Raw genomic sequence first — 24,813 nt, 5'->3', positions numbered from 1 at the left:
ATAGCCGCACAATAAGAACAAAGCAAGAACATTAACTGAAAGCCGCAGAGTTCTGCGCATTCGCGTCGCGACTGGTGAAAATTGCCGTTAAGATTGCAGGATGATTAGCGTGATCATCCCGACTTGCGACGACGAGACGGCGCTCGCCCATGCATTGGCCGCGCTGGTGCCTGCCGCCGCTGACGGCATGGTGCGGGAGGTGATCGTCGTCGACGGCGGCTCGACGGATGGAACCGCCCTTGTCGCCGACGCAGCCGGCTGCCGCTTCCTGCGCGGCAGTGCTGATCTCGGGCCAGATCTCGCTGCGGCAGCTGCAACGGCCCGTTCGGATTGGCTGCTGTTCCTGTCGCCACACGTTGCGCTCGATCCGGCCTGGCAGCGCGAGGCGCATGATTTCATCGACCGTGTGCAGATGGCCGGCGATACGCGTCGCGCCGCCGCCTTTCGCCATGCGCGCGCCGATTTCGGCTTTCGCGCCCGGCTTGCCGAGGTGATGGCGTCGCTGCGGGCGCGGCTGTTCACGGCGCCCTATCTCGATCAGGGACTGCTGTTGACGGCGCGACTCTATCGCGAGATCGGGGGCCACCGCGCGTTGCCGGGCATGGTCGATGTCGATCTCGCCCGTCGCATCGGCCGGCAGAGGCTGTCTTTCCTGCGCGCCCGCGCTGTTCTGCGTGGCGATGCGCCAGGGCGTCAAGGCGCCGCCGTGCTGCGCAACTCGGCCTGCATCGCGCTGTTCGTCTTGCGTGTGCCGCCGCAGCTGATCGGCCGGCTGGCAGGCTGAGCGCCGCCGTCTCAGGCGCGGAGCTTCCCGCGCTTCAGGTGCTCGTCGAGGCGCGGCATGATCTCGACGAAGTTGCAGGGCTGGTGGCGATAGTCGAATTGCGGCGCGATGATGCCGTCGAAAGCATCCTTGCAGGCACCGGTCGAACCCGGAATGACGAAGATGAACGTCGCATTGGCGAGGCCCGCGGTGGCGCGCGACTGCACCGTCGACGTGCCGATCTTGTCATAGCTGATGCGGTGGAAGACCGCCGAAAAGCCCTCCATCCGCTTCTCGAACAAGGGTTCGATCGCCTCCGGCGTCACGTCTCGGCCGGTGAAGCCGGTACCGCCCGTCGTAATGATCGCGTCGATGGTCGGTTCGGCGATCCAGCAGCTGACGATGGCGCGGATCTCCTCGACATCGTCGGGAACGATCGCCCGTTCGACCAACTCATGGCCGGCCGCCACGATCCGATCAGCCAGCGTCTGGCCTGACTTGTCGGTATCGAGCGAACGGGTGTCGGATACAGCGAGCACGGCGAAGCGAACGGGAATGAAGGGCAGCGTTTCGTCGATCCGGCTCATGGTTTCGCTCCGCATGTAAGCGCTATCTTCCCACACTTTCATTCTGCCTGCGAGGCGAAGCCTCGTCCGGTGAAATCGTGGTCGCTGCCTTGACCCACCAATCCGGCCGCGCCGCCGTGATCGCCGATGCCGCGCGCCGCGCGGCTTCCGCGTCGGTGAAAATCCCGAAAACCGTTGCGCCGGAGCCCGACATCCGCGCGAGCAGGCAGCCGTCCGCGGCCGCGAGCGCGCTCTCGGCGGCCCCGATCTCCGGGGCCTCGGCTTCGGCGGGCGCCGCAAGATCATTGCGGGTCCAGGCGGCAAGGAAGGCCGCGAGTGCCAAGCTGTCGGCGATGGGGGGCAGGCGCTCCGGCAAAGGCGGGTTCTCGCGTTGGGCGAGGCGGCGGAACACGGCCGGTGTCGAGACGGCGATTCCAGGATTGACCAGGATGAGGTCGAGCTTCGGCGCGACGTCCCAGGCCTGGAGTTGCTCCCCGATGCCGCGCGCGCGAAGCGGCGTCGAGCGGAGGCACATCGGTCCGTCGGCGCCGAGCGTCATCGCCAGCGCTTCAAGGTCGACGTGGCCGGGATTGGTGGCGAGAGCGCCAAGAAGCCTCAGCGTTGCCGCGGCGTCAGCCGATCCGCCACCGATGCCGGACGAAACGGGGAGCTGCTTCGAAAGCCGCAGGCTGAATGCGGGAAGAGAAGGGCAACGCGCGCGGAAGGCCCGGTCGGCGCGTGCGATCAGATTGTCGCCGCCTGCTGAAAGCCCGTCTGCAAACGGCCCTTCTAGCACGAGCGCAGGCCCGTCAGAACTCGGGAACGCCGTGAGGGTGTCGCCGACCGATGCAAACACGACGAGGGTGTCGAGCAGGTGATAACCGTCGGCCCTACGGCCGACGACGTGCAGAGCGAGGTTGATCTTGGCCGGCGCGAACACCGTGCCGAGCGGATTGGAAACGGTTGGAACCCCGACAGTGTGCACGGCGACAACGGCCTCCAATCCGGCGGCCGGTCAGAAGGCGGCCGCGCCGAAACGCGGCCTCGCCATCGCGCGTAAGTGGCGCATCAAGGCGCCGGCGGCACTTCGAGCACGGTGCCTGGCACGATCCGGTTCGGATTGCGCAGCTTGCCGCGATTGGCCTCGATCAGCTTCTGGTAGAGTTCGCCATTGCCATAAAGGCGGAGCGCGATCTTCCAAAGGCTGTCGCCCTCGCCAACCGTGACCGAGCCCGGCACGGTGGTCGGTGCAGGCGCGGCGGCCATTGTCGCGTCGGTCACGGTGTTGCCGGTCGCAGACGCGACTTTGCTTTCCTCGACCTTGTCGAGACCATGCGCCAGCTTGGCCAGGATGCGTTCCTTGGCGGCAGGCTCCGGGTTCATGTCGCGGGCGTGCGCCCACTGGAATGTCGCCTCGAGCTTGCGACCGACCTTCCAATAGGCGTCGCCGAGATGGTCGTTGATCGTCGAATCGTCGGATTTGAGCGCGATGGCCCGCTCGAGCTGGCTGACCGCCTCGTCATAGTGGCCGGTGCGATAATAGGCCCAGCCGAGGCTGTCGACGATGTAGCCATCGTCGGGCTTCAGATCGACGGCCTTCTTGATCATCGCCATGCCGCGATCGAGGTTGATCGACTTGTCGATCCAGCTATAGCCAAGATAATTCAGTACCTGCGGCTCGTTGGGCGACAGCTTGAGCGATTGCAGCAGATCCGCCTCGGCCTTGTCCCAGTCGCCGGCCTGTTCATAGGCGACGCCGCGATAATAATAGAGCAGCCAGTTGCGCGGATCGGACGGATCAATCGCCGCGATTGCCTTTGAATACATATCGGCCGATTCTTGGAAGCGCTTGCCGCCGCGATAGATGGTGCCGAGGCTCGTCAGCGCCTCGAAATCCATCGGGTTCGCGGCCACGAGGCGCTTCAGCTGGCGGATGGCGTCGTCGGAACGGCCGAGCGCGTCGAGGTCGACGGCGATCTGCATGTCCGCCGCGCGGCGCAGCGGCGAAGCCTTCGGCACCTGCTGGAAGACGGCGATCGAGCGCTCGAACTGCTGCGCCCCCTGGAGAAGATCGCCGAGCGCCATGGTGATCAGGTCGGATTTCGGATCGAGATAGCGCCCAAGCTGCAGATAGACCGTGCCGAGCTCGTCGCCGCCCTTCTCCGTGCTGAGCGCCGCGCCGATGCCGTACAGCACTTCGGCGGCGCCTTGCTGCACCGTGGTGATAAGCGGCGCGGGCGTCTTGCCGGCCTTGATCTCGTCGGCCAGCTTCTGGATCAGCGGCTGCGCCGCGCTCGACTTGGCGAAGGTGTCGAGCGCCTTCAGCGCCTCGTCTTTCTTGCCGGCGCGCGCCTTCAGCCGCGCATAGGCCTCGACGACGCGCATCGAGGCGCTGTCGGTCTGGTAGGCCTTCTCGATCGAGGCAAGCGCTTCGTCCTGACGGCCGGCAACATCGGCGATGAGCGCCATGTTGAAGTTCTTGAACGTGCCGTACCACTCCGGACCATTCATCGTATCAACGATCTTGAGCGCCGCGTCGGTCTCGTTCTGGCCCTGTGCCGCCCAGGCGGCGAGCAGGCTTGCCGTCACATTGGCGAGGGGGCCGCGGTCGCCCTTGGCGAGACGGGTCGAACTCTCGCGATAATTCTTGGCCTTCAGCGCCTCGATGCCGAGGACGATCTGCCCCATGCGGTTGCTGTCAGACGAGAGAATCAGCCGCTCTGCGATCGGCAGCGATTCCTGGATGCGGCCATTGACCAGCAGCATCGAGAAGGTGCGGTCGAGCAGCATCGGATTGTCAGGATCCTGGCTGAGCGCATCCTCGAAGAACAGCGTGGCCGCATCGACGTCAGCAGCGCGGGTAGCGCTGAGCGCGGCGAGATAACTGCCGGAAAGTGTCGTTTCGAGATCGTCGGGTAGATAGTCCGAAAGCGTCTTCTCCGCATGCGCCGGACCCGTGGCGAGAGCGAGAAGGGCAAAGCCGGCTGCCGCATGGCGAAGCCGGCGGGCACGCGAGGTCGTCATGCGGAGCACCGTGAGTTCAAACGTGACCGATACGGCCGAGGTTCAGCCACAAGCATGGCTGTTTTGCGGCTGTGCAGCAAGCGAGGGGGCCAGGACCTAATGGGCCCGCTCGATGCAGAAGTCGACAACCTCGATCAGGGCGTTGCGATGCGGGCTGTCGGGGAAGGGGGCCAGCGCATCGCGCGCAACGGAACCGTAGTGGCGAGCCCGCTCAACCGTATCCTCGATGGCGCGATGCGAACGGATGAGGCCGATGGCCTTTTCGAGATCGCCGTCACCGATCTCCGCCTTTTCGAGAACGCGGCGCCAGAAATCGCGCTCCTGGTCCGAGCCCCGCCGATAAGCGAGGACGACGGGGAGCGTGATCTTGCCCTCGCGGAAATCGTCGCCGACCTTCTTGCCGAGATCGGCCTGCGAGCCGCCATAGTCGAGCGCATCGTCGATGAGCTGGAAGGCGAGGCCGAGATTGGTGCCATAGGAGCGGAAGGCCGCCCGCATGGCGCGGTCGCCGCCGGCAATGATCGGGCCGACTTCCGATGCGGCCGAGAACAGCGCAGCGGTCTTGGCGCGGATGACCGCCAGATATTCGTCCTCGGTGGTCGACATGTTCTTGGCGACCGAAAGCTGCATCACCTCGCCCTCGGCGATGACGGCCGCGGCGGTCGACAAGACATCGAGCGCCTCGATCGAGCCGACCTCGACCATCATCCGGAACGCTTGGCCGAGCAGATAGTCGCCGACAAGGACGCTGGCCTGGTTGCCCCAGAGCATTCGAGCGGCGAGCTTGCCGCGACGCATTTCGCTTTCGTCCACGACATCGTCATGGAGGAGCGTCGCCGTATGCAGGAACTCGACGCTTGCCGCGAGCTTGATATGGCCCTCGCCGCGATAGTTGAACATGCGGGCCGCCGCCAGCGTCAGCATGGGCCGCAGCCGCTTGCCACCCGAAGAAATCAGGTGATTGGCGACCTCGGGAATCATCGAAACATTGGAGCCGGCCTTTGAAAGGATCAGCTCGTTGACTCGCTGCATGTCGGCAGCAACGAGGTCAAGAAGAGGTTCGAGACTCGCCGAGGCTCTCCTCTTGCTGTCCTCGAGCGGAATGACCAAACCCACGGGCGCGCTCCCGGATTGCATTTTGACGGGACAATAGGGGTGCATGGCCCCCGGAACAAGTGACAGGATGGCTCAGTGTGGTTGCAACCGCGCCGGCGCTCGCAAGCGCTTGCGGATCGGCCCTCCGCCTGTTGCTGTTCGCGGCGCCAATGCCTAGGCTGCGTCGCGCCTTTCGCGCCGCCGGGGAACCATGGACGAACTCATCAGAACCAATGACATGGTCCTCATTTCCTTTGTCGACGCCCTGCTCAAGGAAGCCGGCATAGAGCACATCCTTGCCGACCAGAACATGAGCGTCATCGAAGGATCGCTCGGCGTGCTGCCGCGACGCATTCTCGTCGCGAGCGAGGATGTCGACGCGGCCCGGCGGCTCCTGACCGAGGCGGGAATCGCCGATGAGCTGAGGCCGAAGGGCCGGGACTGATGTCGGCCGCGACGCGCGACGCCTTTCTCGGCGGGCGTGTGACCGCGCTGCAGCCATCCGCAGGCCATCATCGCTCCGGACTTGACGCGGTGCTGCTCGCCAGCGCGTTCGGTGCTGAGACGGCCGGTCAAGCGATTGATCTGGGCGCTGGCGCCGGTGTCGCCGGCATGGTGCTCGCGGCCCGAGCCGCGGCGTGCAGCGTCACGCTGGCGGAGCGGGAGAGCGATCTGGTCGCTTACGCAGGCGAGGCGGCGGGCCTTGCGGTCAACGCCGCTTTTGGCGCGCGCCTCAGGCCGCTCGCGGTCGACCTGCTCGATCCCGCCGCGCGCAACGAGGCCGGTCTTGCGCCGGAGACGTTCGATCACGCGCTGATGAACCCGCCCTTTCATGACGAAGGCAGCGTGCGCGCCTCGCCGAAGGCCGAGCGCGCCCGCGCCCATGTCCTCGCAGGCGGCGGGCTCGACGCCTGGTTCCGAGCGGCGAGCGCACTCGTGAAGCCGCGCGGCACGCTGGCAGTCATCCTGCCGGCGGCGCGCCTGCCCGATCTTCTCGACGGTACGGCTGATCGCTTCGGCGGTGTCGCGATCCTGCCCATCCACCCGCGTCGCGATGAGGCGGCGCTTCGCGTCCTCGCCCGGGGAACGAAGGGAAGCCGCGCGCCGCTGGTCGTGCTGCCGGGGCTGGTCCTTCACGCCGATGCCGGTTCTGCCTTTTCAGACGCCGCGCACGCGATCCTGGGGGATGGCGCTTCGCTTGCCGATGTCCATATGTCATGGCGTGCGCTGGCGTTTCGCCCGTAGGCGCATCCCGATCAAATGAGGTTCTGATTGTCGATGTCCTTCCTCGCTTCCGCCCGGCGGCTGCTGCCGGCTCGCTTCCGCAAGGAGGAGACCGTCGTTCCCGTGGTGCGGCTCTCGGGCGTCATCGGCCAGGTTTCGGCGTTCCGGCAGGGCATCACGCTCTCCGCCGTCGCGCCGCAGCTGAAGCGGGCCTTCGCGATGAAGGACGCGCCCGTGGTGGCGATATCGATCAATTCGCCCGGCGGCTCGCCGGTCCAGTCTCATCTCGTCTTCAAGCGCATCCGCGCGCTGGCCGAGGAGCACAAGAAGGAAGTCGTCGTCGCGGTCGAGGATGTTGCGGCCTCGGGCGGCTATCTGATCGCGCTCGCCGGCGACCGGATCATCGTCGATGCCTCCTCAATCGTTGGCTCGATCGGCGTCGTCTCGGCTGGCTTCGGCTTCACCGGCCTCATCGAAAAGCTCGGCATCGAGCGGCGCGTGCACACGGCGGGCGAGAACAAGTCGATGCTCGATCCGTTCCAGCCGGAGCGCGAAAGCGACGTGCAGCACCTGAAGTCGCTGCAGCGCGATGTGCATGACATGTTCATCGAGCTCGTGCGCAGCCGCCGTGGCGCGCGCCTCTCCGATGACCCGACGATGTTCACCGGCGCGTTCTGGTCTGGAGCGCGGGCCGTCGAGCTCGGTCTTGTCGACGGGCTCGGCGATCTCCGGTCACATCTGCGCGAGCGCTTCGGAGACACACTGCGCCTTGCCCTCATCGAACCGAAGCGTGGCCTAATGGCCCGGTTTGGCGGCGATCGCGGCGGTATTGGCGCGGCCGGCCCTGCTTCCGGCGCAATCCTCGCCGAGGCTGTCGACCACGCGATCTCGGCGGTTGAATCGCGTGCGCTCTGGAGCCGTTACGGCCTCTGATTGAGGCGGACGTTGCAGTGCGCTGCGGAAAGAGTCATGCTTCGTTTTCGCGAGGCCGCATAGCGCTTGAGGGCGCCAGGCTTTCGCCCGGCCATATGTGAGGAAAGGTCAGATGCCGCAAGTCGTTTTTGTTGCTCTTGTTGGAGCCCTCGGCATCATCGCTGTGCGTGCCCTGGCCCGCCAGAAGGCTGCCGTTGCCATTCGCATCCGCGAAGCTGAGCGCTCGATGGCCAACCGGCCGCTGGCGACGCTCGTGCAGGATCCGGTCACGGGCATCTATCGGCCTTTGAATCGCGACTACTGATCAAGCCGTTTCCAGACCGGCGGCCTCAGCCGCCGATCTTCGAGAAGTCCGCCACGGCGCGCGTCGCCGAACGGATAGCCGCGAGTAGCCGTAGCCGATTCACTCGCACGGCCGCGTCATCGGCATTGACCAGCACCTTCTCGAAAAACGCGTCGACTGGCGCCCTGAGCCCGGCCAGCGCAGCCATCGCGCCGGCATAGTTCTCGTTGGCGACAGCCGCCTCGGCAGCCGGGAGAGCGTCGCTGATCGCCGCGGCGAGAGCCTGTTCCTCTGGCTCGACGAGCAGCGCCGAATCGACCGCGCCGTCAAAGCGCTCGCCGCCCTTTTCCTCGGCCTTCAGGATGTTTGCGGCGCGGCGCGTGCCGGCGAGCAGATTTTTGCCGTCATCGGTAGCAAGGAACGCGCCGAGCGCCTCGACGCGACGCACGATGTCGAGAAGATCGTCCTGCGCGGCGCCTTCACTCCCCGCCGCGAGCACCGCGTCGACAAGATCATGCCGCGCGCCGCTGTCGCGGAGCTGAACCTTCAGGCGATCGTGGAAGAACGCGATGAGCTCGTCTGCGATGGCGTTCGAAACGCTGTCGTTGCGACCGAGCATCGTCGCATGACGGCTGCTGAGCGCCTTGAGCCGCAGCCGCGGCCCGTTCTCCAGCACGATCCGGATCACGCCGAGCGCGGCGCGGCGGAGCGCGAAGGGGTCCTTGCTGCCCGTCGGCTTCTCGTCGATCGTCCAGAAGCCCGTCAGCGTATCGAGCTTGTCGGCGAGCGCGACGGCAATCGAGACCGGGATGGTCGGCACGCGGTCGCCTGGGCCCTGTGGCTTGTAGTGTTCTTCGATCGCGGCGGCGACGGCGGGTGCCTTGCCCTCGGCCGCCGCGTAATAGCGGCCCATCAGGCCCTGCAACTCGGGGAACTCGCCGACCATCTCGGTGACGAGGTCGAGCTTAGCGAGCCGTGCGGCCTCCTGCGCCTCCGCCACATCGGCGCCAACCAGCGGCGCGATGGCCGCGGCAAGCGAAGCGATGCGCTCGATGCGCTCGGCCTGTGTGCCGAGCTTCTCATGGAAGACGATCTGCTCGAATTTCGGCAGCCGGCTTTCGAGCGTTTCCTTCCGGTCGGTGTCGTAGAAGAACTTGGCGTCCGAGAGCCGGGCGCGGATGACGCGGCCATTGCCGGCGGCGATCGCCACGCCGCCGTCGCGCGCCTCGATATTGGAGACCAGCACGAAGCGGTTGGCGAGATCGGTCGTGCCGGGCTTGCGCAGCACGAAGCACTTCTGGTTGGCGCGGATCGTGGCGCGGATCACCTCCGGCGGGATCTCGAGGAAATTCTCCTCGAAAGTGCCGGTCAGGACCACAGGCCATTCGACGAGGCCCGCGACTTCGTCCAGCAGGCCTTCGTCCTCGACCAGTTCGAGGCCGAGCGCCAGCGCGCGGTCGCGGGCATCATGCAGGATGATGTCCTTGCGCCGCTCCGGATCGAGCACGACCTTCGCCTTTTCGAGCTTCTCGGCATAATCCTCGAAGCGGCGGACGGTGAAGACATCGGGCGCCAGGAAGCGATGGCCGCGCGTCTCGTTGGATGAGGCGATGCCGTCGACCTCGAAGCGCACGATCTCCGGGTCCTCGGTCTCGGGCCCGAAAGTGCAGAGGATCGATTGCAGCGGCCGCACCCAATGAAGGCGGCCGGAGCCCCAATGCATTGATTTCGGCCAGGGGAACGACCGGATAATCGCGGGGATCGCCTCGGCGAGGATATCGGTCGTGTGCCGGCCGTGCTTCTCGATCACCGCGACGTAGAAATCGCCCTTCTTGGGATCGGACTGGATCTTCGCCTCGTCGAGCGAGGCGAGCCCGGCCGAGCGCAGGAAGCCCTGCACCGCCTGCTCGGGCGCGCCGACCTTTGGACCCTTGCGTTCCTCGCGCGTCGGCGCTGAATGGGCGGGAATGCCGGTCACGGTCAGCGCAAGGCGGCGCGGCGTCGAAAACGCCTTGGCGCCCTCGTAATGCAGCCCGGCCGCAACCAGTGCATCTGTCACCAGCCTCAAGAGGTCGTCCGCCGCCTTCCGCTGCATGCGCGCGGGGATTTCCTCGGAGAAAAGCTCAAGCAGGAGTTCGGGCATCGGTTCGGACTCTAGCCCCTCGGATCGGGTGGAGGGGACGGAAAAAGGAAGTCTTGATGGAGATGGAGGCAGCTCAAGCCGCCTTGCCGCCGGCCTCGGTCTCCAGCCATGCCGCGCCGCAGGCCTTGGCCAGCTCGCGCACGCGCAGAATATAGCTCTGGCGTTCGGGCACCGAGATCACGCCGCGCGCGTCGAGCAGGTTGAAGCGGTGGCTCGCCTTGATGCACTGGTCATAGGCCGGCAGCACCATCTTGTGGCGCTGGTCGTTGGACTTCGGGTCGGGCGTGCCGGCTTCGAGCAGCATCCGGCATTCGCGCTCGGCGTCCTCGAAATGCCGCTTCAGCATGACCGTGTCGGCGTGTTCGAAATTGTGCCGCGAATATTCTTCCTCGGCCTGCTTGAACACATCGCCATAGGTCACCTTCTCGGCGCCCTCGCGGCCGTTGAAGTTGAGCTCATAGCCATTGTCGACGCCCTGCAGATACATCGCGAGACGTTCAAGGCCATAGGTCAGTTCGCCCGAGACCGGGAAGCACTCGATGCCGGCGACATACTGAAAGTAAGTGAACTGCGAGACTTCCATCCCGTCGCACCAGCACTCCCAGCCGAGCCCGGAGGCGCCGAGCGTCGGGCTTTCCCAGTCGTCCTCGACAAAGCGGATGTCGTGCAGCCGCGTGTCGATCCCGATCGCGGCCAGCGATTCGAGATAGAGCTCCTGAAGGTTCGGCGGGTTCGGCTTCAGGATGACCTGGAACTGATAGTAATGCTGGAAGCGGTTGGGATTCTCGCCATAACGCCCATCCTTCGGCCGGCGCGAGGGCTGCACATAGGCGGCGCGCCAGGGCTTCGGGCCGAGCGCGCGCAGCGTCGTTGCCGGATGGAATGTGCCGGCGCCGACTTCCATGTCATAGGGCTGCAGGATCACGCAGCCCTTGTCGGCCCAGAAGCGCTGCAGCGCCAGGATAAGACCCTGAAACGACTTCTCGGGTCGCATATGCGGCGGAAGCTCTTGCGTGAGCGGCTCGTGTGACACAGGCGGACCTTCGTGGAAAAAGGGGCGGCAATGGCCGCTTCAAAAGGCGGCGCACCCTAATCGCGTCGCAAGCGCGCGGTCAACCGCCGAGGGACCGGCCTGAGGGTTCTGATCGGCCGTGCCGAGGTCTATATCAGGTTGAAGGGTCGAAGCAGCGAGGAGCAAGGACATGGCAGCGTTCAGGGCCGTCGTGATCGACAAGGCGGATGGAGAGGCGCAGAGCGTCGGCTTCAAGATGCTGGACGATGTCGATCTCATGGAGGGCGACGTCACCGTGCGGGTCGAGCGCTCGACGGTGAACTACAAGGACGGTCTCGCCATCACAGGCCGCGCACCGGTCGTGCGCCGCTTCCCGATGGTGCCTGGCGTCGACGCCGTCGGCGTGGTGGAAAGCTCGGAAGCCGCGCTGTTCGCCCCCGGTGATCGCGTGCTGCTCAACGGCTGGGGCGTCGGCGAGGCGCATCTCGGCGCCTTTGCCGAACGCGCACGCTGGAAGAGCGACTGGTTGCTGCCCCTGCCTGCAGGCTTCTCGCCCGACGAGGCGATGGCGATCGGCACTGCCGGTTATACGGCCATGCTCGCCGTGCTGGCGCTTGAACGCCATGACATCAAGCCTGGCGCCGGGCCGGTGCTGGTCACCGGTGCCGCAGGCGGCGTCGGGTCGGTCGCGATCGCGCTGCTCGCCGGCCTTGGCCACCATGTCGTCGCCTCGACCGGACGTCTGGAAGAAGCCGACTATTTGAAGAGTCTTGGTGCCGCTGAGGTCATCGACCGCTCGTCTCTTGCCGGGCCAGTCAAGCCGCTTGCCCGCGAGCGCTGGATCGGCGCCATCGACGCGGTCGGCGGCGCGACGCTCGCGAACATCCTGTCGATGATCCGCTATGACGGCGCGGTCGCCGCCTGCGGCATGGCCGGCGGTCTCGATCTGCCCGGAAGCGTCGCGCCCTTCATCCTGCGCGGCGTCACACTCTACGGGATCGATTCTGTCTATGCCCCGAAGCCAGTTCGCATCGCTGCCTGGGAGCGCCTCGACCGCGATCTCGATCGCGCGAAGCTGGCACGCGCCATGCGCCGCATCCCCTTCGACGACGTGATCGACGCTGCGCGCGATATTGTCGACGGCAAGATACGCGGAAGGCTGGTGGTGGAGATCGGCTAGGGAGCGTCAGCGCGGGAAAGCCACGACGTAGATGGCCGGATCGATCAGACGTCCGCTCAGATCCAGCCGCCGCCATAGGTCTTGTAGAAGATGTGGTGGCCGATGCGCTCCATCTTCTTCATCGTGCGTGCCCAGCGCGGCTTGACGTAATTGGCGTGGTAGTGCGTCGCCGAGCCGACATCGGCATTCCACCAATTGTCATCATAGACCACGCGCCGCGCCAGTTCCTGCGCCCGCCGCCAGGCCGTCATGTCGGTGATGCGATCCTTGATGCCGTCGCAGGCGAAGGAGAACTGGCAGGCGTCGCGCATGTCCTTGTTCTGGTAGACGACGCCGCAGACGGTCTTCGGATAGGCCGGGTTTTTCAGGCGATTGATGACGACCTGCGCCACCGCCAGCTCGCCCTTGATCGGCTCGCCGCGAGCCTCGAAATAGATCGCAGTGGCGAGGCACTTCTGCTCGGTCTTGGAGCGGGCATTTGTCGGGATCGGGTTGGTCACCCACCAATGGTCGGGCTTGCCATCCTTGCCGATCGCCATCGGCTTCGCCAGCACCGCGTTGAACGGTGCCTCGATGGCGGCGGTGTCGTCGGGATTGGCATAGGCCTGGACGGCGAGATCGTCGGCCATCTTGCCGGCATGGGGCGCCCGCGTCTCGCCGGCGATCGAGGCGAGCACGGCGACGGGCGCGGCGACCGGCTTCGGCGGGATCGCGGCGGCGACGGACGTCTTCGCGACATCGGACGGCATCAGCATCGCCACCGCCTCGCGGGCCTCGGGCGCGCCGAACACCATGCCGAGCACGTCGTGCTGCAACACCCCGGCCGAGAAGCGCGACGGTGCGACTGGGCGCGGCCGTGACATCGCTGCATCGCGCTTGTCGTCGCGATTGACGCGCGGCGGGATGAATTCCGGTGCCGAGACCGGACCAGCGCGCACGAGGTCGAGCCTCGGCTCGACGTCGACATCGGTCCGCATTGCGAAGACCGAAGGCGCTTCCGGCGTGACCAGCGTCGGCACATAGCTGGCGCCGGCCGGTGTTGGAACCAGACGCGCCAGCCAGCGCTGAGACAGCGGAACCTCGCGCCCGAAAAGGCTCGCGACATCCTGGAAGGCCACGGTGGTGGAGGAGAGGGCGAGCAGTCCGGTCGCGAGCAGGCCCGAGAAGAGGGCGATACGACCGCGATTGGGGCGCTGGCGGCGGCGGCGGGCGACATGGAGGACGGCCGGCGGACCGGGCGGCTCGTAAATCACCAGCGAGGATGAAGACGGCTCATGGCTGACCATCGGGCACGCAACTCCACGCGTACAGTCCGCTACAGGCCGGTGTGGCTTCCCGGCAACGTTCCTCAAATCTGCTGGATTAACCTTGAAACTCGGTTAACGGCCCGGCGTTTGTGTGCCGTTTCGGGAGAAGGAGCGTTCGTCAGGCGTCCACGTCTTCAGCGACGAGAGACCCGGCGGCTGCGAAGCCTTCTGCGGAGATCGCAGCCTGTGCCGCGGCGAGGCGGGCGACCGGTACGCGGAAGGGCGAGCAGGAGACATAGTCGAAGCCGAGGCCGGCGAAGAACTGGATCGAAGCCGGATCACCGCCATGCTCGCCGCAGACGCCGAGCTTGATGTCGGGCCGCGTCGCCCGGCCGCGCTCGGTCGCGATGCGGATCAGTTCCCCGACACCCTCCTGGTCGAGCGTCGCGAAGGGATCGGCCGGCATCAGGCCGAGCGCGAGATAGGCGTTGAGGAACGGCGCCGCGTCGTCGCGCGAGATGCCGAAGGTCGTCTGGGTCAGGTCGTTGGTGCCGAACGAGAAGAACCGCGCCGTTCTCGCAAGCTCCCCGGCAGCGAGCGCCGCCCGCGGCAGCTCGATCATCGTGCCGAGCTCATAGCGCGGCGCGCGGCCATGCTGGCGCACGACCTGCGCTTCAGCGGCGCGGATCCGCTCATAGATGAGATCGAGCTCGGCCTTGCTCGCGACCAGCGGCACCATGATCTCGAGATCAACCGCCAGGCCGCTCGCCGCTTCGACATCGAGCGCCGCCTCCAGCGTGGCGCGGATCTGCATCTCGATGATCTCTGGAAAGGAGATCGCGAGGCGGACGCCACGATGACCAAGCATCGGATTGGCCTCGGCCAGCGCTTCGCTGCGGGCGCGAATGCGAGCCGGCGGAATGCCCATTGCGGCTGCGAGCTCCGCGATCTCAGCCTCGCCGGTCGGCAGGAATTCGTGCAGCGGCGGGTCGAGTAGGCGGATCGTTACTGGCAGTCCCGCCATGATCTCGAACAGCGCCGCAAAGTCAGTCCGCTGCATGGGCAGCAGCCGGGCGAGCGCGTCGGCGCGCGCGGCCGTGGTCTCGGCGAGGATCATTTCGCGCACAACCGCGATGCGGCGGTGGTCGAAGAACATGTGCTCGGTACGGCAGAGCCCGATGCCCTCGGCGCCGAAGCCCCGCGCGGCGCGCGCATCGGCGGGCGTGTCGACATTGGTGCGGATCTTCAGCGTGCGGAACGTGTCGGCCCATTGCATCAGCATCGCGAAATCGCCGGAGAGCTCGGGCTCACGCAGCGGAACGGCGCCGACCAGCACGAGGCCAGTGCCGCCATCGATGGTGATGATGTCACCCCGGTGGATGGTCCTTCCGCCGGCCGTCATCGTGCCGGCCTTGAAGTCGACGCGGATCGTGCCGGCGCCGGAAACGCAGGGCTTGCCCATGCCGCGCGCCACGACAGCGGCATGGCTGGTCATGCCGCCACGCGTCGTCAGGATGCCACGCGCCGCATGCATGCCATGCACGTCCTCAGGGCTGGTTTCGACGCGGACGAGGATCACCTTGCGCCCCTGCGCCCGGGCCGTCTCCGCCTCGTCGGGCGTGAACACCACGGCGCCGCTGGCAGCTCCTGGCGAGGCCGGCAGCCCGCGTGCGAAGATGTCGCCGCTGTCGTCGGGATCGATGGTCGGATGCAGCAACTGCTCCAGCGTGCGCGGTTCGATCCGCGCCACCGCCTCGGCGCGGCTGATCAGCCCTTCGCCGGCCATTTCGACGGCTGTACGTAAGGCGGCCCGGATCGTCCGCTTGGCGGGACGCACCTGCAGCATCCAGAGCCGGCCGCGCTCGATGGTGAATTCGAGATCGAGCACGTCGCGGTGATGCCGCTCGAGGCGGTCCGCGACAGCGGCGAAATCGGCATAGGCCGCCGGCATCAGCGATTCGAGCGAGGGCGTCTCCGAGCCGGTCTCGCGGCGCGCACGCTCGGTCAGGTCCTGCGGCGTACGCGTGCCGGAAACGACATCCTCGCCCTGCGCGTTCGGAAGGAACTCGCCCCAGAGAATCTTTTCACCCGTTGAGGGATGGCGCGTGAAGGCGACGCCCGTCGCCGAGGTCTCGCCGAGATTGCCGAAGACCATGGCCTGAACGGTGACGGCGGTTCCGGCTTCGGCTCCAATGCCGTTGATGCGGCGATAGGCGATGGCGCGCGGATTGTTCCAGGAGGCCATGACAGCGCCGATCGCGCCCCATAGCTGGGCATCCGGCGCCTGCGGAAAGGCGGTGTCAGTCTCTTCGAGAACAATGCCTTTGAAGATATCGCAGACCTCTTCCCAATCGCCGGCCGAAAGCTCGGCGTCGAGGACGAGGCCCCGCGCCAGCTTCAGATCCTCCAGCCGTTCCTCGAACAGGGCATGGTCGAGCCCAAGCACGATATGGCCGAACATCTGGATGAAACGGCGATAGCTGTCGAAGGCGAAGCGGCGGTTGCCCGAGGCGCGGGCGAGGCCTTCGACGGTCTCGTCATTGAGCCCGAGATTGAGCACGGTATCCATCATGCCCGGCATCGACGCCGCCGCGCCGGACCGGACCGAGACCAGCAGCGGATCATTCGCATCGCCGAAGGCTCGGCCGGCAATCAGCCCGATCCCGTCCAGCGCCGCGGCGACCTCGTCCGCGAGGCCTTCAGGGAAAGCCTGGCCATTGGCGAGATAGTGCTTGCCGATCTCGGTCACGATCGTGAAGCCGGGCGGAACCGGCAGGCCGAGCGCGCTCATCTCGGCGAGGCCGGCGCCCTTGGCGCCGAGCCGCTCCTTGTCGGCGAGGCCGCCCTCGGCGGAACCGCCGCCGAATGCATAGACCCATTTCGCCATGGCGACGCGCTCCTGTCGGCGCCCCGGCGCGCCACGCCTAGCTAAATCAGGCGCTTGCTGCGTCGCAATACGAAATTAATCCGCGTCAGTGGCTCGGCCGGCTCAAGACGAAGGCGGCCGAGGCGAGAAGGGCAACAGCAACAGCGCCGGCAAGCCAGGGAGCCGGCCGGACGACGAACCAGAACACGCCGAAACCGCCGACCATGCTGATGGCTGCAAAGCCCTTGGCGAGCGGCGGGATCGCGCCGTTTTGCCGCCACTGGACGATCGGTGGCCCGAAGATGGGATGGGCGAGAAGCCACGCCTCGAACCGCGGCGAGGAACGGGCAAACAACCAGGCGGCGAGGATCATGAAGACGGTGGTCGGCATGACCGGCAGCACAAGGCCGATCACGCCCAGCGCGACCATCAGCCACCCCGCGATGGCATAGAGCGGACGCTTCACGCCGCGTGGCTCGTTATCGGTCGAGCGAGAGCGCGAAGGGATGCCCTTCAAAGGCATCATGGCCCCGGCCGATGCTCTCGATCGCCTGCACCATCCGGCCGCGGCGGCCCAGCAACTCGTCGGCGAAGCGTACAAGGCGGAGATTGGGAGTCGCGGATGCGGAGCCGGCGCGGATCAGCGCGGCGATCTCGGCCTCATCGCGTTCGGGACGCAGCGCACAGACGGTGATGAAGGCCGCAGCGGTCGATCGGCTGATGCCGGCGAAGCAGTGGACGACGATCGGCTTTTCCGCCTTCCAGCCTTCAAGAAAATCGAGCAGCTGCTCGACATGTTCGGCGGCCGGCGGGGTCATGCCGTCCATCGGCTCGAGGATATCATTGAAGCCGAGAAACAGATGACGGTCCTCGGGAATCGAGGCCGGCCGCTCGACCAGCGTGTCGGCATTGATCAGCGTCACCAGATGGCTGGCGCCGGTCTGAGCCACCGTCGAGCCGATGCGGGACAAGGAACAGACGTAAACGCGCGGCATGGTGGAGCTCCTGTCATCCTGGGGCCGATGCAAACACCGGCCGGTCGTGTTTCGCCATCATGTAGTGCGGCAACGCAGCGGGGTCACGCCGAAAGCGCTGCCCCGCCCATCGCCGCCGTCAACTGACCGAATGTGTCGAGGAAGCGCTGCTGCGCCAGCGCTGTCGGCCATGGCTCCAGCGAAAGCCGCGCCGGATCAACGCCGCGCGGCCGGCCAAAGAAGGATGTCGCCTCGGCGCTGCCGAACCCGGCAAGTTTCGTCGCTTCATGAAAGGCCGCGATCTTGTCCGCCGCCTTGATGGCGCGCGTCAGAGCCGCGGGCCGCTCGGCCGGCAGCCCGAACCGGAGATGGATTGCCGCCAGCAATCGGCCTTCGACGGCCTTGTATTCCCCGCCCACCAAGGCCTTGAAAGGCGAGATCATGTCGCCGATCACATATTCAGGCGCGTCGTGCAGCAGCGCGGCCAGCCGATCTGCGGGCGGCATCTCAGGCGAAAGAACAGTGGCTACCTCGGCGACCAGCACCGAATGCTGCGCGACAGAGAAGGCATGATCGCCGCGTGTCTGCCCGTTCCAGCGTGCGACGCGGGCAAGGCCATGCGCGATGTCGGAAATCTCAATGTCGAAGGGCGAGGGGTCGGCGAGGTCCAGCCGGCGACCCGACAGCATGCGCTGCCAGACGCGGGGCATCGCGGCATCCCGGCTCACGCCGCCCCCTCGTCATCGGTGCCGGCCGGCCATGTAAAGCGGGCGAATGCCGGCAAGGCGATAGCAAGCGGCACGCCGCCGGCAGTGACGCGCGACCCGGCATCGAGCGCGAGCTTGGTCCTGTCGAGTCGCAGGAGGGCAATGCCCCTGCCATCAGCGCTGGTGCCGAGCGCCCCGAGCGCTTTGCCGTCAGCCTCGACTGGCGTGCCAGGCGCGGGCAGGGCGGCGCCCGAAACCATCACGGCGCGGCGGCGGGCCGTGCCGCGATGCTGCATGCGCGACACGATCTCCTGGCCGACATAGCAGCCCTTGCGGAAATCGAGCCCGCCGAGATCGTCCATGTCGGCATCGTGCGGGAAGGCGTCACCTAAGGCGAAGTCGCGTCCGCCTTCGGGAACGCCGAGTGCGATCCGGTGCGCATGCCAGTCCTCGGCGGTCGCCGCGACATAACCCGACGCCTCTGGATGAGCGTCCGCCGACAGGATCGCGCGGAAGCCGAGTGCGGCGAGACGGGGATCGGCGATGACCGTGCCCGCGACACCGGGTGCCGACTCGCCGCCCCAATAGGCGACGACCCTGTGACTTTCGGCGAGGCTGGTGATCTCGACTTTGGCGCGCAGCCGATAGAGCGTCATCCGCTTGGTGAAATCGGCGAGCGCTGTCCGCGGCAGATCGAACAGGAAGCCGTCCGCCGCCACCGCGATCAGGAAATCGGCGAGGATCTTACCCTGTGGCGAGAGAAGCGCGCCGAATCCCGCGCCAGTTGCGACGGCGCGATCCATATCCGTCGTAATGATATTCTGCAGGAAGCTCTCGGCGTCCGGCCCGCTGATGCGAAGAACGGCTCGGTCGGCGAGAACGGCGAACGACCCCTCACGCATCGACATGGTTCCCATGCATTTCCAGAACTTGTGCAGGCGCCGCCACTTCCTTAAGCCGGAAAAGAGTTTCCGCCGGGGCAGGAGCGGATGACGGGCGAGCACTGGGGAGGGCGGCCATGAACACTACCTATGAGCTTCTGTTTCGCAACGGAACCGTGGTCAATCACGACGGCATCGGCACGCCCGACATCGCTGTGAGAAATGGCCGGGTCGCCGCGATCGGCGATATCGATCCCCGCCGCGCCGCCCGTGTCGTCGACTGCACCGGCCTTCATATATTGCCGGGGGTGATCGACAGCCAGGTTCATTTTCGCGAACCGGGCGCCGAACACAAGGAAGACCTCGAGACCGGCTCGCGCGCCGCGGTGATGGGCGGCGTCACCGCCGTCTTCGAGATGCCGAATACCAAGCCGACCACCACGAGCGCCGAGGCGTTGGCCGACAAGGTGCGGCGCGGTACCGGCCGGATGCATTGCGACTTCGCCTTCTGGGTGGGCGGCACGCGCGAGAACGTTGCCGACATTCCGGAGCTCGAGCGGCTGCCGGGCGCCGCCGGCATCAAGGTGTTCATCGGCTCCTCGACTGGCGATCTCCTCGTCGAGGACGATGCTGGCATTGCCGCGATCCTGGGTCAGACGCGCCGGCGCGCCGCCTTCCATGCCGAGGATGAGCCGCGTCTCAACGAGCGGAAGCCGCTCCGCGTGCCAGGCGATCCGTCTTCGCATCCCGTCTGGCGCGATGCGACGGCCGCGCTGATGGCGACCGAGCGTCTCGTCTCGATCGCCCGCCGGGCTGGTGCGCGCATCCATGTGCTGCATATCTCGACCGCCGACGAAATCGCCTTCCTCGCCGATCACAAGGATGTCGCGACGGCCGAGGCGACGCCGCATCACCTGACGCTCTCGGCCGATGACTATGCGAGGCTCGGCACGCTGCTGCAGATGAACCCGCCGGTGCGCGACCGCGCGCATCAGGCCGGCGTCTGGCAGGGGTTGGCAAACGGCGTCATCGACGTGCTTGGCTCCGACCACGCGCCGCATACGCTGGAGGAGAAGGCGAAGCCCTATCCCGACAGTCCTTCTGGCATGACCGGCGTGCAGACGCTGGTGCCGATCATGCTCGACCACGTCAACAATGGCCGCCTCTCGCTGGAGCGGCTGGTCGACCTGACCTCGGCCGGGCCGGCGCGGATTTTCGGCATCGCGCGCAAGGGTCGCATCGCGGTCGGCTATGATGCCGATTTCACCATCGTCGACATGAAGCGCCGCGCCACGATCACCAATCGCTGGATCGCCTCCCGTGCCGCCTGGACGCCCTATGACGGCAAGCGCGTCATCGGCTGGCCGGTGGGGACGGTGGTGCGCGGCCGCGAGGTGATGTGGGATGGCGAACTCGTGACGCCGTCGAACGGTGCGCCGGTGCTCTTCCACGAGGCGCTGCCGCGCGGCTAAGCCAGCGGCGGCGTCAATACCCATCGATCTCCAGCTCGACCGACGGCGCCGAGCGCTGATGCGGTCCGTGATAGACGGCCTCGATATTGTTGCCGTCAGGATCGAGCAGGAACGCGGCGTAGTAGCCCGGATGATAAGGTCGCTCGCCGGGGCCGCCATTGTCGCTCCCGCCCGCCGCCAGCCCCGCGGCGTGGAACGCGGCGACCTGGTCGGCGTCCGCCGCCTGGAAGGCGAGATGACAGCGTCCGGTCAGCGGCGTGCCGCCCGAGACGAACAGTTCATCGGCATAGAAATAGCCGTCGAGGGCCGTCACCGGGATCCCGAGCGTCGCGAGCACCGCCTCATAGAAGCGGCGGCTCGCATCGACATCGGCCGTCACGATCTGGATGTGGTCGATCAATCGCCCGCGATGCAGTTTCATGATGTCCTCCCGCAATATGGCTAGAACAAATCATGAACATTTGCCGCCGTCAATCTCGATCAATCGCCGGCCTGGAACTCCGCCCATTTGCCGTCCGGCGTGATGCCGACCCGGTAGAAGAGATAGGCGCCGTAGTTCTTCATCTCGTCGAAATCCGACGCGGTCAGAAGGCGGAACAGCTCGACCATCTGCTCGGGCGTCAGCTTGTCGAGCGGGTAGCGCGCGAAATAGGGCCAGAGATAGACCTCGTTCGGCGTGCCGACATCGACATGCACATAGCCGGCCTCGAGCACCTCGCTGAGGATCGCCAGGATTTCGCGCCCGTCCGGATCGCCCGACAGCGACTTCAGATAGGTGATCGGGTCCTTGCTGTCGCCCTCGTCGGCACCGAGATTGGGCGGATGCGGGCCCGATTCGATGATCGGCTTCAGCTTGCTGATATCGCCGGTCTTTGCTGCGGCGAGGATCTCGCTGCGCAGCTTCTGTACGGCGGGCGGCAGCTTGGAGAAGTCGTATTCGACGACCGGGACCGGCTCGTCCGGCGCTGGTGCAGCGCTTGCCGGCTGGTCGGGCGTCGGTCCCGCTGGCGGGCCGTCCGCATCGCCGTCATCGCCCTGGTCCGGCGGCGCGGTAATCGTCTGCGTCTGTACCGGCTTCGCGTCGATCGGCGCGGCTGCCCAGGCCGGTGCACTGGACGCGATGAGAACGGCGAGGATTGCGGTTCCGATCGGCGTCGCCAGACGATGCACGCGCATGGGTCACTCCCTGATGATCCGGCCTACATAGCCGGGCTGGTCGTTCCGGCCAAGCCAAGGCCGCGGCCAAGCGCCCATGATGCGCTTCTGCCGCGGATAAGGATCGGATCAGGAGATTGCGGCAGAACCGGGTTCCGCCGCCAAACTACTGGATGGTTCGCAGCAGCGTGAACTCGCCGCGGCGCACGCGATCCGGCAGCGAGACGGTGAGATCGGCCACGGCATCCTCGCCATAGGTATCGATCAGGTCCGACAGGGCTGCGAACAGCGCGGCATGCGCCATGATGTCGGTGTCGATACCCTCTGCGACAGCCTCATCCCAGGCCTCGGTCAGATAAGCGAGAGCGGCCCGCTTCTGCTCGGCGATCTCGACGCGTTCGCGTTCTTCATCCATGAGCAGTTTACCTTCCGTTGATCAGGGATCGATTCGGTTTGCAGCGCGATCCGAATCGCCGACGGAGAAAACCTAGCACGCACAGACTCAAGCGGGACAGCTATCCTGAAGAAGGGGTTAATCCAACACTAAAAATCCGGTTAATTTGGTTAACGTTGCGGCGCTACATCACCCCCATAGCGGGTGGTCACCTCACGCGTCAGGCGGGCACCCTCATCCAGATAGCGATCGATGGCCGCCACCGCAGCCGGCGTACAGCTTCGATAGAGCGCCGCGAAACCCGAATAGCCCTGGTTGAACGCCGCCGTAAGGCGAGCCCTACGCTCCGGGGAGGGCGCCTCCGCCATTACCAGCGCCTCCATCTGATCGCGCCAGAGGCTCGGCTCCGTCGCCCCGCAGAGCGGCCGCAGGTAATGCAGCGCGCCGAGAATCTCGGCAAGGCGAACAAGCGGCGCGTCATAGGGCGGATCGGCGGCGCGGGCGTTTCCAGCCGCCAGAAACGCGACCACCAGCATCGGCGCAACGGCGCCAACACGCAGGCGACGAACGGTCAGGAAGGACGAGAAACGCATGGCTGCCGATGTTGGGGCCGGTTCCCCGGCCGATCGATGCAGCGGATCATGGTCCGCGGGCTGACCGGGTGCAAGGCGCCGACCTTACATGCTCCGGGACTTGCGGAGCACCCTGAGTAGGTCTGGTGTCGTCGGCAGCCTCGTCGCCTCGTCGATCGTCAGCCAGGCCGCTTCTGCGGCATCGCTGGCCGCGACCGCCGTTCCCTGAGCGCTGCCGGCATAGCTCACGACGACGAAATGGCTGTCGATCGCTTCGCCATGGCCCGTGATCATGTCGAGCGCTTCGACGAGCCGCAGCGGTCCCGCGCATAGGCCTGTCTCTTCCTGAAGTTCGCGGCGCGCGGCGTCCTCGAGTCGCTCGCCCCATTCGACGCGGCCGCCGGGCAACGACCAGTGCCCTTCGAAAGGTGGATGCCCGCGCTTGACCAGCAGCACGCGGTCGTCACGCCAGAGCGCGACGCTGACGCCAAGGCCCGGTCGCCGCGGCACGGCGACATCGTCAGGGGGGAAAGGCGCTTGGTGGGGCATCGCGTCGGTCCTCTGGTAGGACGGGAGCTTCGCCCGGATCGGCCAAGCTGGAAAGGCGCGATCGCAGAGGATGGGCATGACGCGCTCCGGTGTCGCTGCTAGAAGCAGGGCGTTGCGACGGGTGATGGCGATGTGCGGACGTTATGCGCTGGCGGTGACGCCGGAAGATCTCGAACAGGAATTCTCGCTGATCCGCATCGAGTGGTTTCCGCCGCGCTACAACATCGCCCCGACGCAGCCGATCCACGTCATCCGCGCCGAGAAGGGCGCGCGTGCGCTGGGGCTGGTGCGTTGGGGCCTGGTGCCGTCCTGGGCCAAGAACCCTGCTGATCTGCCGTTGTTCTTCAACGCCCGCTCGGAAACGGCGCCGGAGAAGCCGGCCTTTCGCGGTCCGTTCCGGCATCGGCGCTGCCTCGTCCCCGCGACGGGTTTCTATGAGTGGAAGCGGGAAGGCGGCCGCAAGCAGCCCTTCCTTGTCCGCTCGCCGGAGCGCCGCATCATCGCCTTTGCGGGGCTATGGGACGAATATGCGGATGCGAACGGCAACCTTCTCGACAGCGCCACCATCCTCACCACCGCCGCCAACGAAGACCTTTCGTCGATCCATGACCGCATGCCGGTCGTGATCGAGCCGGCCGATTACGATCGCTGGCTTGGCCTTGTTCCCGCCGGCAAGGAGGAACTGGTCGCGGCGCTTGTGCCGGCGCGGCCCGGATTTTTTGAAACGGTCGCTGTCGACACACGCGTCAACAGTGCCCGCGACGATGATGCCGGGCTTCAGGCGCCTCTCGCCGAGAGTCCTCCGCAGGCGCCGCCGAAAACGCGGACGCCGCGTGCTGCTGCGGGCGCCGGCGAACCAGCCGCTCCTGACGATGATCGGCAGATGAAGCTGTTCTGACGAACCCACTTTCTCCAGGGATATGATAAATGACCATGCCGCTCGCCGCGCCGGCGCTTGAGGGCTTCCTTCTCGGCGCCAGCCTTATCGTAGCGATCGGCGCGCAGAATGCGTTTGTGCTGCGTCAGGGGCTCGCGCGGAGGCACGTCTTCGCTGTCGCAAGCTTCTGCTTCCTTGCAGATGCGACGCTGATCGCGGCCGGTGTCGCGGGTCTCGGCACCATCGTGCAGCAGTCACCGCGTCTGTTGATGGTCGTGACCCTGGCCGGCTCTGCGTTCCTGCTGTGGTATGGCGTGATGGCACTTCGCCGTGCGCTTCATCCGGGTGGGCTTTCGGCGCGCGGCGCGGCAGAAGCGAAACTCCGCCCAGCGCTCCTCACAGTGGCAGCGCTGACCTTCCTCAACCCGCATGTCTATCTCGACACGGTGGTGCTGCTGGGGTCGCTCTCCGCGCGTCATCAAGGCTGGGCGCGCTTTGCCTTCGGCGGCGGCGCGGCTTTGGCCTCTGCTGCGTGGTTTTTCGGCCTCGGCTATGGCGCGCGGCTCGCCGCGCCGCTGTTCGCCCGTCCGGCAGCCTGGCGCGTGCTCGATGCCGTGATCGCGCTGGTGATGGCCGCGATCGCCCTATCCCTGCTCGTACAGGTGTTGCGACCGCTCCTTTGATCCAACAGAACTTGATCCGGAAGAGGAAATATTCAGATCAGTCGGGCCGAGGCTGAGCCGTGCTCAAAGCCATCGCTTCGCCGCAATGCCACCTATCGCGGCAGCGGCATAAACGCATGGCCAAAGGCCATGGGACACAACCGTACAACTCGCCACCCGGAAGCGCATGGCCGTCCACGCGCTACCCCGATATGCTGTGGCCCTTGCGGGCTG

The 24,813-nt window shown here is 66.4% G+C and carries 26 protein-coding genes; 9 read left to right on the top strand and 17 right to left on the bottom strand.

Translation table 11 applies throughout. From position 1 onward, the window contains the following. Positions 1–100 precede the first annotated feature (100 nt). Entirely contained in the window at positions 101–784 is a 684-nt protein-coding gene (locus tag BUB39_RS02410; RefSeq protein ID WP_073051437.1) for a glycosyltransferase, read from the top strand. Positions 785–795: 11 nt separating this feature from the next. Here the strand turns inward: BUB39_RS02410 and moaB are convergent, their stop codons facing one another. From moaB to BUB39_RS02390, 4 genes are all read right to left on the bottom strand, one after another. Then, positions 796–1,350: a molybdenum cofactor biosynthesis protein B gene (gene moaB, locus BUB39_RS02405; protein WP_073052697.1), complete on the bottom strand. Its 555-nt coding sequence runs from the start codon at positions 1,348–1,350 to the stop codon at positions 796–798. Between the two features lie 22 nt (positions 1,351–1,372). Next, on the bottom strand, positions 1,373–2,314 hold the full coding sequence (locus BUB39_RS02400) for a 4-(cytidine 5'-diphospho)-2-C-methyl-D-erythritol kinase (protein WP_175561705.1): 942 nt from the start codon (positions 2,312–2,314) through the stop codon (positions 1,373–1,375). 83 nt (positions 2,315–2,397) lie between these two features. Next, a complete protein-coding gene (locus tag BUB39_RS02395) occupies positions 2,398–4,353 on the bottom strand; it encodes a tetratricopeptide repeat protein (RefSeq protein ID WP_073051436.1) in 1,956 nt (651 codons plus the stop codon). Between the two features lie 96 nt (positions 4,354–4,449). Further along, entirely contained in the window at positions 4,450–5,469 is a 1,020-nt protein-coding gene (locus tag BUB39_RS02390) for a polyprenyl synthetase family protein (RefSeq protein ID WP_073051435.1), read from the bottom strand. A 190-nt stretch (positions 5,470–5,659) separates the two neighbouring features. Here BUB39_RS02390 and BUB39_RS02385 point away from each other — a divergent pair, with 190 nt between their 5' ends. From BUB39_RS02385 to BUB39_RS02370, 4 genes are all read left to right on the top strand, one after another. Further along, the gene (locus tag BUB39_RS02385) at positions 5,660–5,893 is read left to right on the top strand and encodes a putative signal transducing protein (protein ID WP_073051434.1); all 234 of its coding nucleotides are present in this window, start codon (positions 5,660–5,662) and stop codon (positions 5,891–5,893) included. Further along, positions 5,893–6,693: a tRNA1(Val) (adenine(37)-N6)-methyltransferase gene (locus BUB39_RS02380; protein WP_073051433.1), complete on the top strand. Its 801-nt coding sequence runs from the start codon at positions 5,893–5,895 to the stop codon at positions 6,691–6,693. The genes BUB39_RS02385 and BUB39_RS02380 overlap by 1 nt, the downstream gene beginning before the upstream one ends. 33 nt (positions 6,694–6,726) lie before the next feature. Next, complete coding sequence (locus BUB39_RS02375; RefSeq protein ID WP_073051432.1) at positions 6,727–7,605, top strand: S49 family peptidase; 879 nt, start codon at positions 6,727–6,729, stop codon at positions 7,603–7,605. 112 nt (positions 7,606–7,717) lie between these two features. Continuing rightward, a complete protein-coding gene (locus BUB39_RS02370; RefSeq protein ID WP_073051431.1) occupies positions 7,718–7,909 on the top strand; it encodes a hypothetical protein in 192 nt (63 codons plus the stop codon). Positions 7,910–7,934: 25 nt separating this feature from the next. Here the strand turns inward: BUB39_RS02370 and glyS are convergent, their stop codons facing one another. Next, positions 7,935–10,031 (bottom strand): glycine--tRNA ligase subunit beta, encoded by a 2,097-nt coding sequence (glyS, locus tag BUB39_RS02365; RefSeq protein WP_073051430.1) that lies wholly within the window; start codon positions 10,029–10,031, stop codon positions 7,935–7,937. Between the two features lie 73 nt (positions 10,032–10,104). Continuing rightward, on the bottom strand, positions 10,105–11,025 hold the full coding sequence (locus BUB39_RS02360; protein WP_073052695.1) for a glycine--tRNA ligase subunit alpha: 921 nt from the start codon (positions 11,023–11,025) through the stop codon (positions 10,105–10,107). Positions 11,026–11,233: 208 nt separating this feature from the next. Here BUB39_RS02360 and acuI point away from each other — a divergent pair, with 208 nt between their 5' ends. Continuing rightward, entirely contained in the window at positions 11,234–12,223 is a 990-nt protein-coding gene (acuI, locus tag BUB39_RS02355; RefSeq protein WP_073051429.1) for an acrylyl-CoA reductase (NADPH), read from the top strand. A gap of 56 nt (positions 12,224–12,279) precedes the next feature. Here acuI and BUB39_RS02350 read toward each other — a convergent pair whose 3' ends face one another. The 6 genes from BUB39_RS02350 to ygfZ form a co-directional block, all read right to left on the bottom strand. After that, positions 12,280–13,509, bottom strand: a complete 1,230-nt coding sequence (locus BUB39_RS02350) for a cell wall hydrolase (RefSeq protein WP_073051428.1) — start codon at positions 13,507–13,509, stop codon at positions 12,280–12,282. A gap of 139 nt (positions 13,510–13,648) precedes the next feature. After that, on the bottom strand, positions 13,649–16,357 hold the full coding sequence (ppdK, locus tag BUB39_RS02345) for a pyruvate, phosphate dikinase (protein ID WP_073051427.1): 2,709 nt from the start codon (positions 16,355–16,357) through the stop codon (positions 13,649–13,651). 85 nt (positions 16,358–16,442) lie between these two features. Further along, positions 16,443–16,802 (bottom strand): YbaN family protein, encoded by a 360-nt coding sequence (locus tag BUB39_RS02340; RefSeq protein WP_280174638.1) that lies wholly within the window; start codon positions 16,800–16,802, stop codon positions 16,443–16,445. A gap of 13 nt (positions 16,803–16,815) precedes the next feature. Further along, entirely contained in the window at positions 16,816–17,331 is a 516-nt protein-coding gene (locus tag BUB39_RS02335; protein ID WP_073051426.1) for a tyrosine phosphatase family protein, read from the bottom strand. Between the two features lie 83 nt (positions 17,332–17,414). Beyond that, on the bottom strand, positions 17,415–18,020 hold the full coding sequence (locus BUB39_RS02330) for an HD domain-containing protein (RefSeq protein WP_073052693.1): 606 nt from the start codon (positions 18,018–18,020) through the stop codon (positions 17,415–17,417). A 14-nt stretch (positions 18,021–18,034) separates the two neighbouring features. Further along, a complete protein-coding gene (gene ygfZ, locus BUB39_RS02325) occupies positions 18,035–18,919 on the bottom strand; it encodes a CAF17-like 4Fe-4S cluster assembly/insertion protein YgfZ (protein ID WP_073052692.1) in 885 nt (294 codons plus the stop codon). A 116-nt stretch (positions 18,920–19,035) separates the two neighbouring features. Between ygfZ and BUB39_RS02320 the strand changes: the two genes are divergently transcribed. Continuing rightward, positions 19,036–20,370: a dihydroorotase gene (locus tag BUB39_RS02320; protein ID WP_073051425.1), complete on the top strand. Its 1,335-nt coding sequence runs from the start codon at positions 19,036–19,038 to the stop codon at positions 20,368–20,370. 13 nt (positions 20,371–20,383) lie between these two features. On the opposite strand, the gene BUB39_RS02315 is transcribed toward BUB39_RS02320, so the two are convergent. The 5 genes from BUB39_RS02315 to BUB39_RS02295 all read right to left on the bottom strand — a co-directional run bounded on the left by BUB39_RS02315 (position 20,384) and on the right by BUB39_RS02295 (position 23,118). After that, positions 20,384–20,791 carry a VOC family protein gene (locus tag BUB39_RS02315; RefSeq protein ID WP_073051424.1) on the bottom strand — a complete coding sequence of 136 codons (408 nt, stop codon included), beginning with the start codon at positions 20,789–20,791 and terminating at the stop codon, positions 20,384–20,386. A 59-nt stretch (positions 20,792–20,850) separates the two neighbouring features. Then, on the bottom strand, positions 20,851–21,546 hold the full coding sequence (locus BUB39_RS02310; RefSeq protein WP_073051423.1) for a hypothetical protein: 696 nt from the start codon (positions 21,544–21,546) through the stop codon (positions 20,851–20,853). 145 nt (positions 21,547–21,691) lie between these two features. Continuing rightward, on the bottom strand, positions 21,692–21,940 hold the full coding sequence (locus tag BUB39_RS02305) for a hypothetical protein (RefSeq protein ID WP_073051422.1): 249 nt from the start codon (positions 21,938–21,940) through the stop codon (positions 21,692–21,694). A 149-nt stretch (positions 21,941–22,089) separates the two neighbouring features. Next, the gene (locus BUB39_RS02300; RefSeq protein WP_073051421.1) at positions 22,090–22,512 is read right to left on the bottom strand and encodes a TIGR02301 family protein; all 423 of its coding nucleotides are present in this window, start codon (positions 22,510–22,512) and stop codon (positions 22,090–22,092) included. Between the two features lie 84 nt (positions 22,513–22,596). Continuing rightward, on the bottom strand, positions 22,597–23,118 hold the full coding sequence (locus BUB39_RS02295) for an NUDIX hydrolase (protein ID WP_210187014.1): 522 nt from the start codon (positions 23,116–23,118) through the stop codon (positions 22,597–22,599). A gap of 52 nt (positions 23,119–23,170) precedes the next feature. On the opposite strand from BUB39_RS02295, the gene BUB39_RS02290 reads away from it, so the two are divergent. Both BUB39_RS02290 and BUB39_RS02285 read left to right on the top strand, forming a co-directional pair. Further along, positions 23,171–23,938 (top strand): SOS response-associated peptidase, encoded by a 768-nt coding sequence (locus BUB39_RS02290; protein ID WP_073052690.1) that lies wholly within the window; start codon positions 23,171–23,173, stop codon positions 23,936–23,938. Positions 23,939–23,973: 35 nt separating this feature from the next. Beyond that, entirely contained in the window at positions 23,974–24,600 is a 627-nt protein-coding gene (locus tag BUB39_RS02285) for a LysE/ArgO family amino acid transporter (protein WP_073052689.1), read from the top strand. Positions 24,601–24,813 lie beyond the last annotated feature (213 nt).

The organism is Kaistia soli DSM 19436 (assembly GCF_900129325.1).
GTDB lineage: Bacteria > Pseudomonadota > Alphaproteobacteria > Rhizobiales > Kaistiaceae > Kaistia > Kaistia soli.
Note: the sequence above shows the minus strand (reverse complement) of the source record. Positions and strands in the feature narration are given on the sequence as shown.

Excerpts from the sequence above, each read along its gene's own strand:
- BUB39_RS02410 (WP_073051437.1), top strand. The coding sequence starts at position 101 with ATGATTAGCGTGATCATCCCGACTTGCGACGACGAGACGGCGCTCGCC.
- moaB (WP_073052697.1), bottom strand. The coding sequence starts at position 1,350 with ATGAGCCGGATCGACGAAACGCTGCCCTTCATTCCCGTTCGCTTCGCC.
- BUB39_RS02395 (WP_073051436.1), bottom strand. The coding sequence starts at position 4,353 with ATGACGACCTCGCGTGCCCGCCGGCTTCGCCATGCGGCAGCCGGCTTT.
- BUB39_RS02385 (WP_073051434.1), top strand. The coding sequence starts at position 5,660 with ATGGACGAACTCATCAGAACCAATGACATGGTCCTCATTTCCTTTGTC.
- BUB39_RS02380 (WP_073051433.1), top strand. The coding sequence starts at position 5,893 with ATGTCGGCCGCGACGCGCGACGCCTTTCTCGGCGGGCGTGTGACCGCG.
- BUB39_RS02375 (WP_073051432.1), top strand. The coding sequence starts at position 6,727 with ATGTCCTTCCTCGCTTCCGCCCGGCGGCTGCTGCCGGCTCGCTTCCGC.
- BUB39_RS02370 (WP_073051431.1), top strand. The coding sequence starts at position 7,718 with ATGCCGCAAGTCGTTTTTGTTGCTCTTGTTGGAGCCCTCGGCATCATC.
- glyS (WP_073051430.1), bottom strand. The coding sequence starts at position 10,031 with ATGCCCGAACTCCTGCTTGAGCTTTTCTCCGAGGAAATCCCCGCGCGC.
- BUB39_RS02360 (WP_073052695.1), bottom strand. The coding sequence starts at position 11,025 with ATGCGACCCGAGAAGTCGTTTCAGGGTCTTATCCTGGCGCTGCAGCGC.
- acuI (WP_073051429.1), top strand. The coding sequence starts at position 11,234 with ATGGCAGCGTTCAGGGCCGTCGTGATCGACAAGGCGGATGGAGAGGCG.
- BUB39_RS02350 (WP_073051428.1), bottom strand. The coding sequence starts at position 13,509 with ATGGTCAGCCATGAGCCGTCTTCATCCTCGCTGGTGATTTACGAGCCG.
- ppdK (WP_073051427.1), bottom strand. The coding sequence starts at position 16,357 with ATGGCGAAATGGGTCTATGCATTCGGCGGCGGTTCCGCCGAGGGCGGC.
- BUB39_RS02335 (WP_073051426.1), bottom strand. The coding sequence starts at position 17,331 with ATGCCGCGCGTTTACGTCTGTTCCTTGTCCCGCATCGGCTCGACGGTG.
- BUB39_RS02330 (WP_073052693.1), bottom strand. The coding sequence starts at position 18,020 with ATGCCCCGCGTCTGGCAGCGCATGCTGTCGGGTCGCCGGCTGGACCTC.
- ygfZ (WP_073052692.1), bottom strand. The coding sequence starts at position 18,919 with ATGCGTGAGGGGTCGTTCGCCGTTCTCGCCGACCGAGCCGTTCTTCGC.
- BUB39_RS02320 (WP_073051425.1), top strand. The coding sequence starts at position 19,036 with ATGAACACTACCTATGAGCTTCTGTTTCGCAACGGAACCGTGGTCAAT.
- BUB39_RS02315 (WP_073051424.1), bottom strand. The coding sequence starts at position 20,791 with ATGAAACTGCATCGCGGGCGATTGATCGACCACATCCAGATCGTGACG.
- BUB39_RS02310 (WP_073051423.1), bottom strand. The coding sequence starts at position 21,546 with ATGCGCGTGCATCGTCTGGCGACGCCGATCGGAACCGCAATCCTCGCC.
- BUB39_RS02305 (WP_073051422.1), bottom strand. The coding sequence starts at position 21,940 with ATGGATGAAGAACGCGAACGCGTCGAGATCGCCGAGCAGAAGCGGGCC.
- BUB39_RS02300 (WP_073051421.1), bottom strand. The coding sequence starts at position 22,512 with ATGCGTTTCTCGTCCTTCCTGACCGTTCGTCGCCTGCGTGTTGGCGCC.
- BUB39_RS02295 (WP_210187014.1), bottom strand. The coding sequence starts at position 23,118 with ATGCCCATCCTCTGCGATCGCGCCTTTCCAGCTTGGCCGATCCGGGCG.
- BUB39_RS02290 (WP_073052690.1), top strand. The coding sequence starts at position 23,171 with ATGTGCGGACGTTATGCGCTGGCGGTGACGCCGGAAGATCTCGAACAG.
- BUB39_RS02285 (WP_073052689.1), top strand. The coding sequence starts at position 23,974 with ATGCCGCTCGCCGCGCCGGCGCTTGAGGGCTTCCTTCTCGGCGCCAGC.